The 14,739-nt window shown below is 63.2% G+C and carries 15 protein-coding genes; 1 reads left to right on the forward strand and 14 read right to left on the reverse strand.

Annotated features, from left to right (window positions below; translation table 11 throughout):
* Window positions 1-19: 19 nt before the first annotated feature.
* The 7 genes from corA to rimP all read right to left on the reverse strand — a co-directional run bounded on the left by corA (window position 20) and on the right by rimP (window position 8,182).
* The gene (gene corA, locus ACWTU9_RS00985; protein WP_455856699.1) at window positions 20-1,114 is read right to left on the reverse strand and encodes a magnesium/cobalt transporter CorA; all 1,095 of its coding nucleotides are present in this window, start codon (window positions 1,112-1,114) and stop codon (window positions 20-22) included.
* A 44-nt stretch (window positions 1,115-1,158) separates the two neighbouring features.
* Window positions 1,159-2,121 carry a tRNA pseudouridine(55) synthase TruB gene (gene truB / locus ACWTU9_RS00990; RefSeq protein WP_455856700.1) on the reverse strand — a complete coding sequence of 321 codons (963 nt, stop codon included), beginning with the start codon at window positions 2,119-2,121 and terminating at the stop codon, window positions 1,159-1,161.
* Entirely contained in the window at window positions 2,121-2,540 is a 420-nt protein-coding gene (gene rbfA, locus ACWTU9_RS00995; protein ID WP_454576588.1) for a 30S ribosome-binding factor RbfA, read from the reverse strand. The genes truB and rbfA overlap by 1 nt, the downstream gene beginning before the upstream one ends.
* A gap of 111 nt (window positions 2,541-2,651) precedes the next feature.
* Window positions 2,652-5,216 carry a translation initiation factor IF-2 gene (infB, locus tag ACWTU9_RS01000; protein WP_455856701.1) on the reverse strand — a complete coding sequence of 855 codons (2,565 nt, stop codon included), beginning with the start codon at window positions 5,214-5,216 and terminating at the stop codon, window positions 2,652-2,654.
* The gene (locus ACWTU9_RS01005) at window positions 5,213-5,863 is read right to left on the reverse strand and encodes an RNA-binding protein (protein WP_455856702.1); all 651 of its coding nucleotides are present in this window, start codon (window positions 5,861-5,863) and stop codon (window positions 5,213-5,215) included. Before ACWTU9_RS01005 ends, infB begins: the two co-directional genes overlap by 4 nt.
* A gap of 38 nt (window positions 5,864-5,901) precedes the next feature.
* Window positions 5,902-7,497: a transcription termination factor NusA gene (gene nusA, locus ACWTU9_RS01010; RefSeq protein ID WP_112566406.1), complete on the reverse strand. Its 1,596-nt coding sequence runs from the start codon at window positions 7,495-7,497 to the stop codon at window positions 5,902-5,904.
* A 52-nt stretch (window positions 7,498-7,549) separates the two neighbouring features.
* Complete coding sequence (gene rimP, locus ACWTU9_RS01015) at window positions 7,550-8,182, reverse strand: ribosome maturation factor RimP (protein WP_112566409.1); 633 nt, start codon at window positions 8,180-8,182, stop codon at window positions 7,550-7,552.
* 349 nt (window positions 8,183-8,531) lie between these two features.
* On the opposite strand from rimP, the gene ACWTU9_RS01020 reads away from it, so the two are divergent.
* Complete coding sequence (locus ACWTU9_RS01020) at window positions 8,532-8,696, forward strand: hypothetical protein (protein ID WP_454588084.1); 165 nt, start codon at window positions 8,532-8,534, stop codon at window positions 8,694-8,696.
* Window positions 8,697-8,738: 42 nt separating this feature from the next.
* Here ACWTU9_RS01020 and trmB read toward each other — a convergent pair whose 3' ends face one another.
* The 7 genes from trmB to ACWTU9_RS01055 all read right to left on the reverse strand — a co-directional run bounded on the left by trmB (window position 8,739) and on the right by ACWTU9_RS01055 (window position 14,736).
* Window positions 8,739-9,440 (reverse strand): tRNA (guanine(46)-N(7))-methyltransferase TrmB, encoded by a 702-nt coding sequence (gene trmB / locus ACWTU9_RS01025; protein ID WP_455856703.1) that lies wholly within the window; start codon window positions 9,438-9,440, stop codon window positions 8,739-8,741.
* A gap of 20 nt (window positions 9,441-9,460) precedes the next feature.
* Window positions 9,461-10,726, reverse strand: a complete 1,266-nt coding sequence (metK, locus tag ACWTU9_RS01030; protein WP_454576595.1) for a methionine adenosyltransferase — start codon at window positions 10,724-10,726, stop codon at window positions 9,461-9,463.
* 203 nt (window positions 10,727-10,929) lie between these two features.
* On the reverse strand, window positions 10,930-11,349 hold the full coding sequence (locus tag ACWTU9_RS01035; RefSeq protein WP_112566421.1) for a helix-turn-helix domain-containing protein: 420 nt from the start codon (window positions 11,347-11,349) through the stop codon (window positions 10,930-10,932).
* 137 nt (window positions 11,350-11,486) lie between these two features.
* Window positions 11,487-13,079 (reverse strand): apolipoprotein N-acyltransferase, encoded by a 1,593-nt coding sequence (gene lnt, locus ACWTU9_RS01040; protein ID WP_455856704.1) that lies wholly within the window; start codon window positions 13,077-13,079, stop codon window positions 11,487-11,489.
* Window positions 13,080-13,166: 87 nt separating this feature from the next.
* Window positions 13,167-13,385, reverse strand: coding sequence for a VOC family protein (locus ACWTU9_RS01045; protein ID WP_455856705.1), 219 nt, complete (start codon window positions 13,383-13,385; stop codon window positions 13,167-13,169).
* Complete coding sequence (locus ACWTU9_RS01050; protein ID WP_455856706.1) at window positions 13,376-13,633, reverse strand: hypothetical protein; 258 nt, start codon at window positions 13,631-13,633, stop codon at window positions 13,376-13,378. The genes ACWTU9_RS01045 and ACWTU9_RS01050 overlap by 10 nt, the downstream gene beginning before the upstream one ends.
* 11 nt (window positions 13,634-13,644) lie before the next feature.
* Complete coding sequence (locus ACWTU9_RS01055) at window positions 13,645-14,736, reverse strand: hemolysin family protein (RefSeq protein WP_455856707.1); 1,092 nt, start codon at window positions 14,734-14,736, stop codon at window positions 13,645-13,647.
* Between the last annotated feature and the right edge of the window lie 3 nt (window positions 14,737-14,739).

Here is a 14,739-nt window from a genome sequence, read left to right on the forward strand (position 1 = left end):
TTTCCCTGATGCTGGACGCCTATAACCACTTCTTGCTTTTGAAGAAGACGATCAGGCCGACAGCAATGGCCAGCATGAACAGCAGCGAAGTCGGGTAGCCATAATAGGCCTTCAGTTCCGGCATGTTCCACGGCGAGCTTTCGGGGTCGAAATTCATCCCCCAGATACCAACCAGGAAGGTGAGCGGCATGAAGATCACCGAGACGATGGTGAGATAAGAAATGACATCGTTGGTGCGCGCCTGACTCAGCGACAGATGCATTTCGATCAGGCCGGTCAGCATGTCGCGCTGGTTCTCGACCAACTCGATCAGCCGCAATGCGTGGTCGAGCGTGTCGTTGAAGAAGATCTTCGTCTCGGCCTTCACATAGGGCACGTCGTTGCGGATCAGCGTCGCCAGCGCATCGCGCATCGGCCACAGCACGCCCTTGAGCACATTGGCATCGCGCCGCAATTCGTGCAGCTGGCGCATCTGATGCTTGTGCGGCGTGTTGAGCATCTCGTCCTCGATGCCATCGACTTCCTCGCTAGCGGCCTCGATCGGCGGGAAATAGCTGTCGACGATGGAGTCGATGAGCGCATAGGCCAGATAGTCGGCGCCGCGCGACCGCAAGCGGTTGGGCAGCGCCGCAGCGATGCGCTTGCGCACGGGGTCGAACGGATCGCCTTCGCGCTCCTGGAAGGTGACGACGAAATTCTTGCCGAAGAACACCGCGATCTGCTCGTAGCGATGCACCTTGACGTCGTCGATCATGCGCATGACGACGAAGGCGTGGTCTTCGAAGAAGTCGACCTTCGGCCGCTGGCCGGTGTTGACCACGTCTTCCAGAGCCAGCGGATGCAGGTTGAAAATCCGGCCGATCTCCTCGATCAGCTGGATGTTGGCGAGCCCGGTGCAGTCCAGCCAGACGACCGGCCAGTTGTCGCAATGGCTGTTGAGATCATCGATGCTGGCTTGTTCGATGGTCTTGTATTTTTCCGGCGAGATCAGTGTCAGCCGGAGCTCGGAGCGGCGCGCCGCCGGATCGGCAATCAGCGTGCCCGGCGAGGCGCCGACCGGCGGCCGCCGCGTTTTCACCGGCGCCCGCTTCTCCACCGCCTCAGCCTTTGCCATCTGCCCCTCGGATGTAACCTCGACGTAAAACTAGACGAGAGTGGTCAGCCGGCAAAGACCCGCTTCGGCTTGAACATGCCTTGCTCGATGGCGCCGATGGCGACCAGCTTGCCTCGCGCGGTGGCGCAGGCTTCCTCGGCTTCCACGGGTGCGTCGCGGCCGCGGATGATGACTGGATTGCCAAGGCGGATCTTGGTCGCCGCTTCGTCGCTGATGGCGATCTGCGGCAGGCAGTCGAGCGCCGCCGCCGTGTCGACAAGCAGCGCATCGATAGCGCCGAAGTCGATCGGCGCATCGGCAGCGCCATCGCCGTCAGCTTCGCTTTGTTCGCCGAAACGGGCGGCTTCCAGTTCGGCGACGGTGACGAAATCTTCCCGGGTGAACGGCTCGACCTCGACCCGGCGCAACTCGGCGATATGGCCGAAGCAGCCGAGGTCGCGGCCCATGTCGCGGGCCAGCGAGCGCACATAGGTGCCCTTGCCGCATTCGACTTCGAAAAGCGTACGATCGGCGGCGTGCTCGACAATATCGAGGCGGCCGATCTCGATTTCCCGCGCGGGTATGTCGACCGTCTCGCCCTCGCGGGCAAGGTCATAGGCACGCTCGCCAGCGATCTTGATGGCCGAGAATTGCGGCGGTGTCTGCATGATGACGCCGGTGTAGTTCGGCAGCAGCGCCCTGACGTCGGCCTCGGCCGGGCGCCGGTCGGAATTTTGTGTCACCGGGCCTTCGAGGTCGTCGGTCGAGCGCTCCTCGCCCCACGCGACGGTGAAACGATAGATCTTGGCGCCGTCCTGGACATAAGGCACGGTCTTGGTCGCCTCGCCGAGTGCGATCGGCAGCATGCCGGAGGCCAGCGGATCGAGCGTGCCGGCATGGCCGGCCTTTTCGGCCTGGAACAGCCATTTGATCTTGGAGACGGCTTCGGTCGAACCCATGCCGACCGGCTTGTCCAGCACCACCCAGCCGGAAATCGGCCGGCCCTTCTTCTTGCCGCGGCGCCCCACTATTTCTCGTCCTTGTCGTTTTGATTGTCTTCCGGCCCGAGATCACGCGCGACTTCAGGCGACTTCAACAGATCGTTGATCCTGGCGAAATTGTCGAACGACGTGTCGAGCTTGAAGCGGAACTCCGGCATGAATTTCATCTGCCGCAACGCACCGGAAACGCGGCCGCGCACGAACTTCGCATGCTTGTTCAGCGCATCGATCACCGCGCCGGTATCCTTGGCGCCGAGCGGCGAGACGAAAGCGGTGGCAACCCTCAGGTCAGGCGACATGCGCACTTCGGAGACCGATACCACGGTATTCTCGATCAGCGGATCGATGATCTCACCCCGCTGCAAGGTTTCGGAGAGTGCATGGCGCACCTGTTCGGCGACGCGCAACATGCGCTGGGATGGGCTGGAGACAGTTGGACGGGGCATTTTTCTCAATCCTGAAAGCGTGAGGCGCGGGATGGGACCGTGCCGCATGTCTCATAAAGTTTGGGCGGCGGCCTTTCGACCACCGCCCGGTCGTATCGACAGTATACGAACTCAGAGCGTCCTGGTCACCATCTCGACGCGGAAGCACTCGATGATATCGCCGACGCGCATGTCCTCGTAGTTCTGGAAGGCCATGCCGCATTCCTGGCCACCCGGGACTTCCGCAACTTCGTCCTTGAAGCGCTTGAGCGTCTTCAGCGTGCCTTCGTGGATGACGACGTTGTCGCGGATCAGGCGCACGCCCGCACCACGCTCGACCTTGCCTTCGGTGACACGGCAGCCAGCGATCTTGCCGACCTTGGTGATGTCGAAGATCTCGAGGATCTCGGCATTGCCGATGAAGGTCTCGCGACGTTCCGGCGATAGCAGGCCCGAGAGCGCCGCCTTCACGTCATCGACGAGGTTGTAGATGATCGAGTAGTAGCGGATCTCGATGCCCGCGGCCGCCGCGGCCGCGCGTGCTTGCACGTTGGCGCGGACGTTGAAGCCGATGATCGCGGCGCCGGAAGTTTCCGCCAGCGACACGTCGCTTTCGGTGATGGCGCCGGCGCCGGCATGAACGATGCGCGCACGCACCTCGTCGGTGCCAAGCTTGTCGAGAGCGGCGTTGATCGCCTCGATCGAGCCCTGCACGTCGCCCTTGATGACCAGCGGGAATTCCTTCAACCCACTCGTTTGCAACTGCGACATCATCTGTTCAAGCGAGCCGCGCTGACCGGCATGGCGAGCCACCGCCTTCTCGCGCGCCAGACGCTGGCGATACTCGGTGATTTCGCGGGCGCGAGCCTCGTTGTTGACCACGGCGAAGCGGTCACCGGCTTGCGGCGTGCCCTGCAGGCCAAGCACCTCGACCGGCATGGCCGGAGGCGCTTCCTTGATCTGCTCGCCGCGGTCGTTGACCAGCGCGCGCACCCGGCCCCATTCGTTGCCGGCGACGAGAATATCGCCCGGCATCAGCGTGCCGGTCTGCACCAGCACTGTGGCGACGGGGCCGCGGCCCTTGTCGAGCTGGGCTTCGATGACGACGCCCTCGGCGGTGCGGTCCGGATTGGCCTTGAGGTCGAGGATTTCGGCCTGCAACAGGATAGCTTCCAAGAGCTTGTCGAGATTGGTGCCCTTGGTCGCCGACACTTCGACGTCCAGCACTTCACCGCCCATGGATTCGACGAACACCTCATGGCGCAGCAGTTCCGAGCGCACCTTCTGCGGATCGGCACCGTGCTTGTCGATCTTGTTGATCGCCACGATGATCGGAACGCCGGCCGCCTTGGCATGGCTGATCGATTCGATGGTCTGCGGCATGACGCTGTCGTCGGCCGCCACCACCAGGATAGCGATGTCGGTGGCCTGGGCGCCGCGGGCGCGCATCGCCGTGAAGGCGGCGTGGCCAGGCGTGTCGATAAAGGTGATCTTCTGACCGTTCTTCTCGACCTGATAGGCGCCGATATGCTGGGTGATGCCGCCGGCCTCGCCGGAAACGACATTGGCGTTGCGGATGGCATCGAGCAGCGAGGTCTTGCCGTGGTCGACGTGGCCCATGATGGTCACGACCGGCGGACGCGACACCAGGTCCTCGGCATTGTCGGCGATGTTGAACAGGCCTTCCTCGATGTCGGACTCAGCGACGCGGCGGACCGTGTGGCCGAATTCGGTGGCGACCAGCTCGGCCGTATCGGCGTCGATGATGTCGCCCGGCTTCAGGATCTGGCCCTGCTTCATGAAGTACTTGACCACATCGACGGCGCGCTCGGACATGCGCTGCGCCAGTTCCTGGATGGTGATGGTTTCGGGCAGGATCACTTCGCGCATAACCTTCTCGCGCGGCTCATTGTGCATCGCGCGCTTGAATTTTTCCTGGCGGCGGCGCATCGACGACAGCGAGCGGGCGCGCGCATCCTCGTCGGAAAGCGCCGTGTTGAGGGTCAGCTTGCCACGACGACGGTCTTCCTCTGCCTTGGTCGGCTTGGCCGGACGCGCGACTTCGGGCGTGACCGGACGGCGAACCGGGACGCCGATGCCGGTGCGCTTCGGCTTGACCTCTTCCTCGTCGTCCGATGCCACCAGCTCGGCAGCCAGCGGCGCGCGGCGACGCGCCTCTTCTTCGGCACGGCGGCGGGACTCGGCCTCGGTCTGCAGGCGGGCTTCTTCCTCGGCCTGACGGCGCGCGGAGTCCTCGCGCTCGCGCTTGCGGCGCTCCTCGTCCTCAGCGCGGCGCTTGGCGTCTTCGGCTGCGCGCTGGCGATCCTCAACTTCGCGAACCTTGGAGCCTTCGAGCGCCCTGCGCCGGGCTTCCATTTCGCCGCGCGACAATTCGTTCAGCACCATGCCGCTGCGTTCGACCTGCGGCGGCGGGGGCGGCACCTTGGGCGCTTCCTGCACCACGGGGGCCGCCGCAACCGCGGGCTTGGGCGTCAAAACGGGTGCAGCCACCGGCTCCGGCTTGTCGCCGGGCATGGAGAACTTACGCTTTTTGATCTCGACCTGGACCTGCTTGGTGCGGCCATGCGAGAAGTTCTGGCGCACGACGCTCTGCTCGGTACCGGGGCGCTTCAGCGTCAAGGTCTTCTTCGGTGTAACACTCAACGTCTTGTCGTCGCCCGATTTCGTATCGTTCATTCCATATCCTCTGCAGCATCATCTTCGTCAGCAACGGCCGCAAGCATTGCCAGATCGTCGGGGGTTCCGCCCCGATATCGGTCGAGCGCAACCATGCGCTTCTCAACCGCCTTGCCCGCGTCTCCCGCGAGAACGGCAGCATGTATCACATTTGTGCCCCCCAATGCCAAGCTCAACTCGGCCTCGGAGAAAAGTTTGTAGGCAAAAACCGCGGGCCCGCCGAGGTGGACAGTTGCCCGCCGCGCCTGGTTGATCTTGCGCACGCCGTCGTCGGACGCTTCGGTCGCGTGGAGCACGAAAAGCGCCAGCCCGCTGCGCACCGCGCTCTCGACCTTGGTGGCGCCGAGAGCGATCGCGCCGGCCTTGCGGGCAAGGCCGAGCATGCCAAGAGCGGATCGTGCGAGCAGTCCGTCGACCATGCCACCGAGATCGGGCGGCACGGTCACTTGCGCCTTGAAGGCGCGGGCAAACAGGTTCTTCGCCGCCGCCTTGTCGATATGTAGGCGGTCGGCGCTCACCCAACAACCACGGCCGGGCAGGTTTCTCTTGATGTCCGGAACGACGGCCGAATCCGGGCCGACGACGAAACGGATCAGCTCATCCGGCTCGGCTTGCCTGCGGGTAACGATGCAGGTGCGATCGTTCATCTCGTCCTGGGGCGGGTTGTGTGCGATGCGGTTTCACCTCACGCACCAACAGCTTCGTCAGCCGGGACCTGTTCGGCTGCAAGCTCGTCTTCGGTGATCCAGCCGGCCTTGAGGCGGGCTGCCAGAACCATCTGCTCGGCATCGGCGCGCGACACGCCGTGATTGGCGAGAACGCCCGGATAAACCTTGGTCTCGCCGTCCTTGCGTTCCTTCCAGCCGGTCAGATCGTCGGCGGCATAGCCGGCGAAATCCTCGATCGTCTTCACGCCATCCTCGCCGAGCGTCACCATCATGGCGGTGGTAACGCCGGGGATCTCGCGCAGCTCGTCGGTGACGCCCAGCGCCTTCCGCTTCTCGTCATGTTCGGCTTCGATCTTCTCCAGGTACTCGCGGGCGCGGGTCTGGATCTCCGAAGCGGTGTCTTCGTCGAAGCCGTCAATCGAAGCGATCTCGCCCGAATCGACATAGGCGACTTCCTCGACACTGGTGAAGCCTTCGGAGGCCAGCACCTGGCCGACCATCTCGTCGACATCGAGCGCTTCCATGAACAGCGACGAACGCTCGACGAATTCCTTCTGGCGGCGCTCGGATTCCTCGGCCTCGGTCAGGATGTCGATGTCCCAGCCGGTGAGCTGCGAGGCAAGGCGCACGTTCTGGCCGCGGCGGCCGATGGCAAGCGACAGCTGGTCGTCGGGAACCACCACCTCGATGCGCTCGGCATCCTCGTCGAGCACGACCTTGGCGACTTCCGCCGGCTGCAGCGCATTGACGATGAAGGAGGCGGCCGAAGGCGACCACGGAATGATATCGATCTTTTCGCCCTGCAATTCGCCGACCACCGCCTGGACGCGGCTGCCGCGCATACCGACGCAGGCGCCGACCGGATCGATCGAGCTATCGCGCGAAATGACGGCGATCTTGGCGCGCGAGCCCGGATCGCGGGCGACCGACTTGATCTCGATGATGCCGTCGTAGATTTCCGGCACTTCCATGGTGAAGAGCTTGGCCATGAACTGCGGATGGGTACGCGACAGGAATATCTGCGGGCCGCGCTGTTCGCGGCGCACGTCGTAGACATAGGCGCGAACGCGGTCGCCATATTTGTAGTTTTCGCGCGGGATCAGCTCGTCGCGGCGGATAATCGCCTCGCCACGGCCGAGATCGACGATGACGTTGCCATACTCGACGCGCTTGACGGTGCCGTTCACGATTTCGCCGATGCGGTCCTTGTATTCGTCATACTGGCGGTCACGTTCTGCCTCGCGCACCTTCTGCACAATGACCTGCTTCGCCGACTGGGCCGCAATGCGGCCGAAATCCATCGGCGGCAGCTGTTCGGCGATGAAGTCGCCGAGCTGGGCGTCGGGATTGCGCTCGCGGGCCGAGGAAATGGCGATCTGGGTGGCGTAGTCATCGACCTTCTCGACAACTTCCATCAGCCGCTGCAGCTTCATCTCGCCGGTGGTGGCGTTGATGTCAGCGCGGATGTTGGTTTCCTGGCCGTAGCGCGAGCGTGCGGCCTTCTGGATCGCATCGGCCATGGCGGCGATGACGATCGACTTGTCGATCGACTTTTCACGCGCGACCGCGTCGGCGATCTGCAGCAGTTCAAGTCTGTTGGCGCTTACAACCATGTCTTTATCTCCCGAACTCAAGTGCCGGAGCTTCGGCCCGGCAGCTCAATCGTCATTCCTGTTCGTGTTCTTCCGTGGCGTCTTCGGAAACATCGTCTTCCGGCTCGCCGCGGCGTTTCTTGGCTTCCTTGCGTTCCCGATTGTCCTTCGACAGGGCGTCGCGGATGAGGTCGTCGGTGAGGATCAGCCGCACATCGGCGATCGCGTCATAGGGAACACGCACCGTCGGCTCTTCGCCATAAGCGGCCTTGTCCCGCTCGATCAGCACATCGTCTTCGGCGGCTTCGGCGATCTTGCCCTTGAAGCGCTTGCGGTCGGCGACCAGCACCGAGGTCTCCATCTTCACCAGATGGCCGGTCCAGGTGACGAAATCCGACTTGCGCACCAGCGGCCGGTCAATGCCTGGCGACGACACTTCGAGATGATAGGCCTTCTCGATCGGATCGTCGACATCGAGCGCCGGCGACACCGCGCGGCTGACCTCTTCGCAATCCTCGACGGTCATGGTGCCGTCCTCGCGCTCGGCCATGATCTGCAGCGTCAGGCCATTCTGGCCCGACAGATGCACACGCACGAGGCGAAAGCCGATGCCGCGCAACACCGGCTGAACGATCAGCGCGATGCGCGCATCGATGCCGCTTTCGCGGATGATGCGGTCGTCGGCTTCGCTTGCCGTTGCAGTCATGAGGTTCCTGTCGTTGCTTGCCGGAGCATGATCTTTCCGAAAACCGGGTCCCACCTTTCGGGATCATGCTCTGATACTGACCGGCAGGTAATAAAAAAGAGCGGGACCGGGTGGACCCACTCTTCGTCATACCGACCAAGAATTTGAGGCTGATATAGACGATCCCGGCCGGTGTTTCAAGTCTGTTAACGGGTCGAGCAAAGCACGGCCGAAGGCAGCCAGGCCAGGATTGCACCGAGCGCATGCAGCCCATGCGGTAACGGCACTGTGATTCCCGGCATGGCATCCCTATCTATGTTGCATCGCACAAACAGAGATAGCGCGCGGTGACGCGCGAAAGGTCAAGACAATGAACAACCGCAATGTGTTTTCCGCCATAGGCGATGCCTTCGCCCTGTTCGGCAGCGCCGTTGCCGCCTCGCGCGCCGTCGAAGCCGGCCGCAAGCCGCGCGCCAACGATCTGCGCAAGCTCGGCATGGACCCGACCGCCTTCGACAAGATGGGCCGTTTCTAAGGCTGCCAGTGATGCGGGATCATTAACCCCGCCGCATCTGTGTTATTTTCTGGTGAAGGTGAGATAGGCCGGCCGCCGGCCCTCGCGAATGGCTTTGGCCTCGTAGCGTGTGCCCGGCCAGCCTTCATAGGGCCGGTGCCAGTCGGCCGCGTCTTGCGCCTGCCATACGAGCGCGCCATGCACCCGGCAGCGCAACAAGGTCCAGTTCACATAGGTATCGATGTCGGACGCGAAGCGGAATTTTCCGCCTGGCTTCAGGACGCGTGCGAACCGGTCGAGATTGAGCCGACTGACGAAACGCCGCTTCCAGTGCTTCTTCTTCGGCCAGGGATCGGGATAGAGCAGGTCGATACCGTCGAGCGAGGCCTGCGGCAGCCAGTCGAGCAGGCGCGTGGCGTCGTCATTGTGAACGCGAAGATTGGCGAGCGGCTTTTCCCGCACCGCCATCATCAGCTTGGCCATGCCGTTGACGAACGGCTCGACGCCGATGAAGCCGGCCGCCGGGTCCTCCGTGGCGCGATGCAGCAGATGCTCACCGCCGCCGAAGCCGATTTCCAGCCGAACCGTTGAAACATCCGCGGCAAACAGCGTGCGCAACTCTGCCGGTGCTTCCGTGGAGAGGTCTAGGCCATAGGCCGCAAGGCCGCTTTCCAGCGCTGCCGCCTGCTGCGGGCGAATGGTCTTGCCGTGCCGGCGGCCGAAGAACCTTTCGGTCGCGCGGCTTCGCCTGTCCTGTGGATCCATGGCCGGGTCGCGCGCCGCCCTCAGGCGGCGACCGCGTCCTTGAGTGCCTTGGCGAGATCGGTCTTTTCCCAGGAGAAAGACCCGTCGCGACCGGCCTTGCGGCCGAAATGGCCATAGGACGAGGTCTTGGCGTAGATCGGCTTGTTGAGGTCGAGATGACGGCGAATGCCGGACGGCGACAGGTCCATCACGGTGCGCAGCGCATCCTCGAGCTTGGACTCATCGACCTTGCCGGTGCCGTGCAGGTCGACATAGACCGACAGCGGCTGGGCGACGCCGATGGCATAGGAAAGCTGGATGGTGCAGCGGTCGGCGAGCTTGGCCGCCACGACATTCTTGGCGAGGTAGCGCGCAGCATAGGCGGCGGAGCGGTCGACCTTGGTGGTGTCCTTGCCGGAGAAAGCACCGCCGCCATGCGGGGCCGCGCCGCCATAGGTGTCGACGATGATCTTGCGGCCGGTCAGGCCGGCGTCGCCGTCCGGGCCGCCGATCACGAACTTGCCAGTCGGGTTGATGTACCACATGCAATCGTCGGCGATCTTGAGGTCGCCGAGCGCCTCGCGGATGTAAGGTTCGACGACCTTGCGGACCTTCTTGGAATCCCAGGACGAATCAAGATGCTGCGTCGACAGCACGATCTGTGTCGCTTCGGCCGCCTTGCCATCGATGTAGCGGACGGTGACCTGGCTCTTGGCGTCGGGGCCGAGCTTGCCGGCCTCGCCGTTGTTTTCGTGACGGGCGGCGGCGAGAAGTTCGAGGATCTTGTGGCTGTAATAGATCGGCGCCGGCATCAGGTCCGGCGTCTCGCGGCAGGCATAGCCGAACATGATGCCCTGGTCGCCGGCACCTTCTTCGCCCTGGCGGTCGGCGGCGTTGTCGACGCCCTGGCCGATGTCGGGCGACTGGCCGTGCAGGAGAACCTCGATCTTTGCCGTCTTCCAGTGGAAGCCGGCCTGCTCGTAGCCGATTTCGCGAATCGCCTTACGGGCGACCGACTTGAACTTGGCCGGGTTGACGACAGGGTGGCCGGCGGCATCCATCAGGATCTTGCCGGCCTTGTCCTTCTTCAACAGTGTCTCGGGAACACGGACCTCACCGGCGATGACGACACGGTTGGTGGTTGCGAGCGTCTCGCAGGCGACGCGGACTTTCCACGGGTCCATGCCGGTCTTCTTGGCCTCGCGATAGACCAGATCGACGATCTCGTCGGAGATGCGGTCACAAACCTTGTCGGGATGACCCTCAGCAACGGATTCCGAGGTGAAGAAGTAGTTCTGCCGCGTCACGGGTGTCCCCTCTTGAAAAAACGATCGGCAGGGCTGCCGATTTTGGCGCGCCACGTGTTAACGGTGCCGGGCGCCGCTCGTCAAGCGGTGCAGCGGCTTTGGCATGAATGTTGCGGCAATATATCATGTACCACCGGCGGCACGTGCCGCCGGCAGTCGAGCGTCGAGGCTACTCGGGCCAATGGGTCAATCGACCCACCGAATCACTCGGCATCTTCGGCAGAAAGGGATTTCACCAGATCGATGATCCGGCGGCGCACCTTCACATCCGCGATCTTGACGAAGGCGCGGTTGAGCTGAAGTCCTTCCGGACTGCCGCAGAATTCGACGGCGAAAGCCATCGAAGCGTCCTCGGCAAATCCTCTATTACCCACCGGCTCCTGCCCTGGCGCATCTTCGAAAAAGAAGGCGACAGGCACGCTGAGTATCGAGGCTATTGCCTGCAGACGGCTGGCGCCGACGCGGTTCGTTCCCTTTTCATATTTTTGGATCTGTTGAAACGTAATACCGAGATTTTCACCCAGCTTTTCCTGGCTCATTCCAAGCATATTGCGCCGAAGCCGCACGCGACTTCCGACGTGGATGTCGATCGGATTCGGTTTTTTCTTGTTTTCTTCTGTCATTTTTTCCTCGCCGAATTTTTCCGGCCTTTTCTATTTTTCTTGCCCAAACGAAGCCGGAGCCAACTGCCCCAACAGAAACACCAACCGACTTCGAGAAAATTAGGCGATAACAGTATGAGTTTCTAATGTGTCGACTGTCAATTCACCCGTAGCCGTTGCCTTACGTTCAAGCTGAGGGCGATCGCGGCAAACAGGAACATGATCAGCATTCCGTTAACGCGGCGTCGAGCGGCGGAGATGAAAGCCTGGCCGGAGATGGGCACCCGCACGTCGATGGCGCCACGCGCATCGACCGCCAGGGCGTCAACGATGCGTCCTCGTGTATCGACAACGGCCGAAATGCCGTTGTTGGCTGCGCGCAACAGGGGCAATCCATTTTCCACCGCGCGAATCTGTGCCTGCCTGAAATGCTGGTACGGCCCGGGCGTGTCGCCGAACCATGCATCATTTGTGACATTCACAATAAGCTGAGATGACGTAGCGTCAACTGCCACGAGATCGGGAAAGATCACCTCGTAGCAAATAAACGGCAAGGCGCTGATGCCGCCGGTCAAAACGATCGGGTGACGCTCATTGCCGGCGGCGAAGTTCATCGGCCCGGCGACCAGCTGTTCGATGCCGAAACGGCTGAGCAGGCCGGAAAACGGCAGATACTCGCCGAAGGGCACCAGATGGACCTTGTCGACGGCGTCGGCAATCTCGCCCTTGTCGTCGATCGCCACCACGGAATTGTAATAGCGGCTGCCGGCATCGGCCCCCGATCCGCCTTCCTCGCGCACGACGCCGGCAATCAGCATCTGCCCGGGTTGCAGCATGTCGCCGAGCGCCGTCAGTGCATCGGGGCGCTCGGTGAACAGGAAGGGCACCGACGTCTCCGGCCACAGGATCAGCTGCGGTTTGTTGTGACCGGGATCCGGCGCGGCGGCCGACAGGCCCATCATGGTGGCAAAGATGCGGTCGCGCACCGAGGCGTCCCACTTCTCGCCGAGATCGACATCCGGTTGTACTATGCGGACATCGAGATTTTGCGTTGCCGGCTTGTCGGGGGTCGCCAGCCTGAAATAGCCGAAGCCGGCATGGGCGGTGACGAGCACGGCAAGCAATGCCAGTCCGAGGCGCAGGTGCCGGCGCGCGGCGAGCAGAGCCGGCATGGCAAAGACAAAGACCGCCAACGCGTTCATGCCGATCATGCCCGTGACCGACACGCTTTGCATCAGCAGCGGCACGGGCATCGCCGCATAGCCAACGGCATTCCAGGGAAAGCCGGTGAACAGGAAGCCGCGCAGCCATTCCGTCAGACCAAAAGCAAAGGCAAGGGCGGCGATGCGGCCGATGTCGTTGGTCCACAACAGCCGGGCGACGACGGCGGCGAAGCCGTAGAAAAACGCCAGCGCCAAAGGAATGCCGACGACCGCGAAGGGCAAGGCCCAGGCGAAGCTGTCAGCCTCAACCAGAAGCGCCTCGCCGATCCACCACAGGCCGGCAAGGAAATAGCCGAAGCCGAACCACCAACCAATGGCAAAAGCCGGCCGGAGGCGCCGCAGCCAGCTGTCGGAGGCCTCGCCGGTAGCGCCGTCGAGCAGCCAGACCAGCAGCGGAAACGAGACGAAACAGACGGCAAAGAAATCGTAAGGCGCCTGGGCGAGCACCGCCAGCGCACCTGCGAGAAACGCCACCAGCGCGCGCCGCCAGCCCCAAAGCAGAATTATCCGGCCGGCCAGGCGCTCCATGCAGACTTCCCAAGTCGTGCGAATCAGAAGCCAAGATTTATCAGATTTATTGAAACGCGACTCGCTGCGAACCGGCCAATCGCAGCGCTATCGGTGCCAGCCCTCGATGCTGAAGCCGCTCAGCTGTTCGGCCTCCTGGCGCGGAACGGCGCGCAGGGTCTGGGTGAAGGTCCAGACATGGCCTTCGGGATCGCGCGCCCGATATTGCCTCTCGCCGTAGAACTGGTCGGCAGGCTCCTCGACGATCTCGGCTCCGGCCGCCCTCGCCTGTTCGCAATGCGCGTCCAGGCCGCCTTTCAGTCGCACACAGACCGACTGTTCTTGCCGCCGACACTTGCCGGACTGGCGACGCGATCGGCCCATTCGGAATCGACGATGATGTAGCCGTCGCCGAAACGCATTTCGGCATGGACAAGCCGTCCGTCGGCGTCGCTGACCACCATGCTCGGCTCGAAGCCGAACGCCGCCTGAAGCCAGATCAGTGCCGCCCTTGGATCCCGATAGAAAACCCCGGAACCGAAGGTGGCGTGTTTGAACGGGTCGTTGACCGTCATCCGGCGCGAGATCAGGCCTGCTCGGTGCGAGCGGTTGCGCGGCGGCGGCGCTCGCCCTTCTGGTTCTGGACGATGCGCACGCGCTTGACGCGGCGCGGATCGGCATCCAGCACGTGGAATTCGAAGCCGGGTATCGCCTGCACGACTTCGCCGCGTGCGGGCACGCGACCGAGCGTGTTGAAGATCATGCCGCCGATGGTGTCGACATACTCGCCATGCTCACCGGCGGTGAAATCCTCGCCGATCATCTTGGCGACCTCGTCGATCTCGGCCTTGCCGTCGACGACGAAGACGCCCTCGCCGGTCTGGGTGATCAGCGGCTCGTCCTCGTCATGCTCGTCCTCAATGTCGCCGACGACCATTTCGACGATGTCTTCCAGCGAGGCGAGACCATCGGTGCCGCCATATTCGTCGATGACGAGCGCCATCTGGGTGCGCGTCGTCTGCATGCGGCCCATCAGGTCGGAGGCAAGCATGGAGGGCGGCACGAACAGCACCGGGCGGATCAGATTGAGGTCGCCGATGGTGCGGCCAAGATCGACCTGGGCAAGATCAAGAAGCGTCGTTGCCGGCGTCTTCCTCGATGTCCTGCCCTTCTTGACCCGGGCGACCTTGGTGATGTGCGCCAGCACGTCGCGGATGTGAACCATGCCGCGCGGGTCGTCGAGCGTCTCGGAATAGACCGGCATGCGGGAATGGCCGGACTGCTCGAACAGGCCGAGCAGATCACCCAAAGTCGTGGTGATCTCGACCGCTTCGATGTCGGCGCGCGGCACCATGACATCCTCGACGCGCACTTCGCGCAGGCGCAATATGTTGTTGAGCATGGCGCGTTCGCCGGGCGAAAACGATTCGACATCGCTGGTGGTTTCGGCAAGCGCGCCGGCGATCTCCTCGCGCAGGCTGGTGCCGTTGCGCTGCCGGAACAGGCCCAAAACGCGGTCGAACAGGGATGGACCGGCAGGCGTTGGCTCGCTGGCAATGCTGCCAGAAGCGGGGCTGCCGGAACTGGTACTCGGCCCCGATCCCTCTTCCGTCGTATCGGAAGGCTTGGGCGCACTGCCAGCCTCGGGGCGGGCGGCAGTTTCTGGTTTGTCGTTCATCGT

It is taken from the genome of Mesorhizobium sp. 128a (assembly GCF_053848025.1).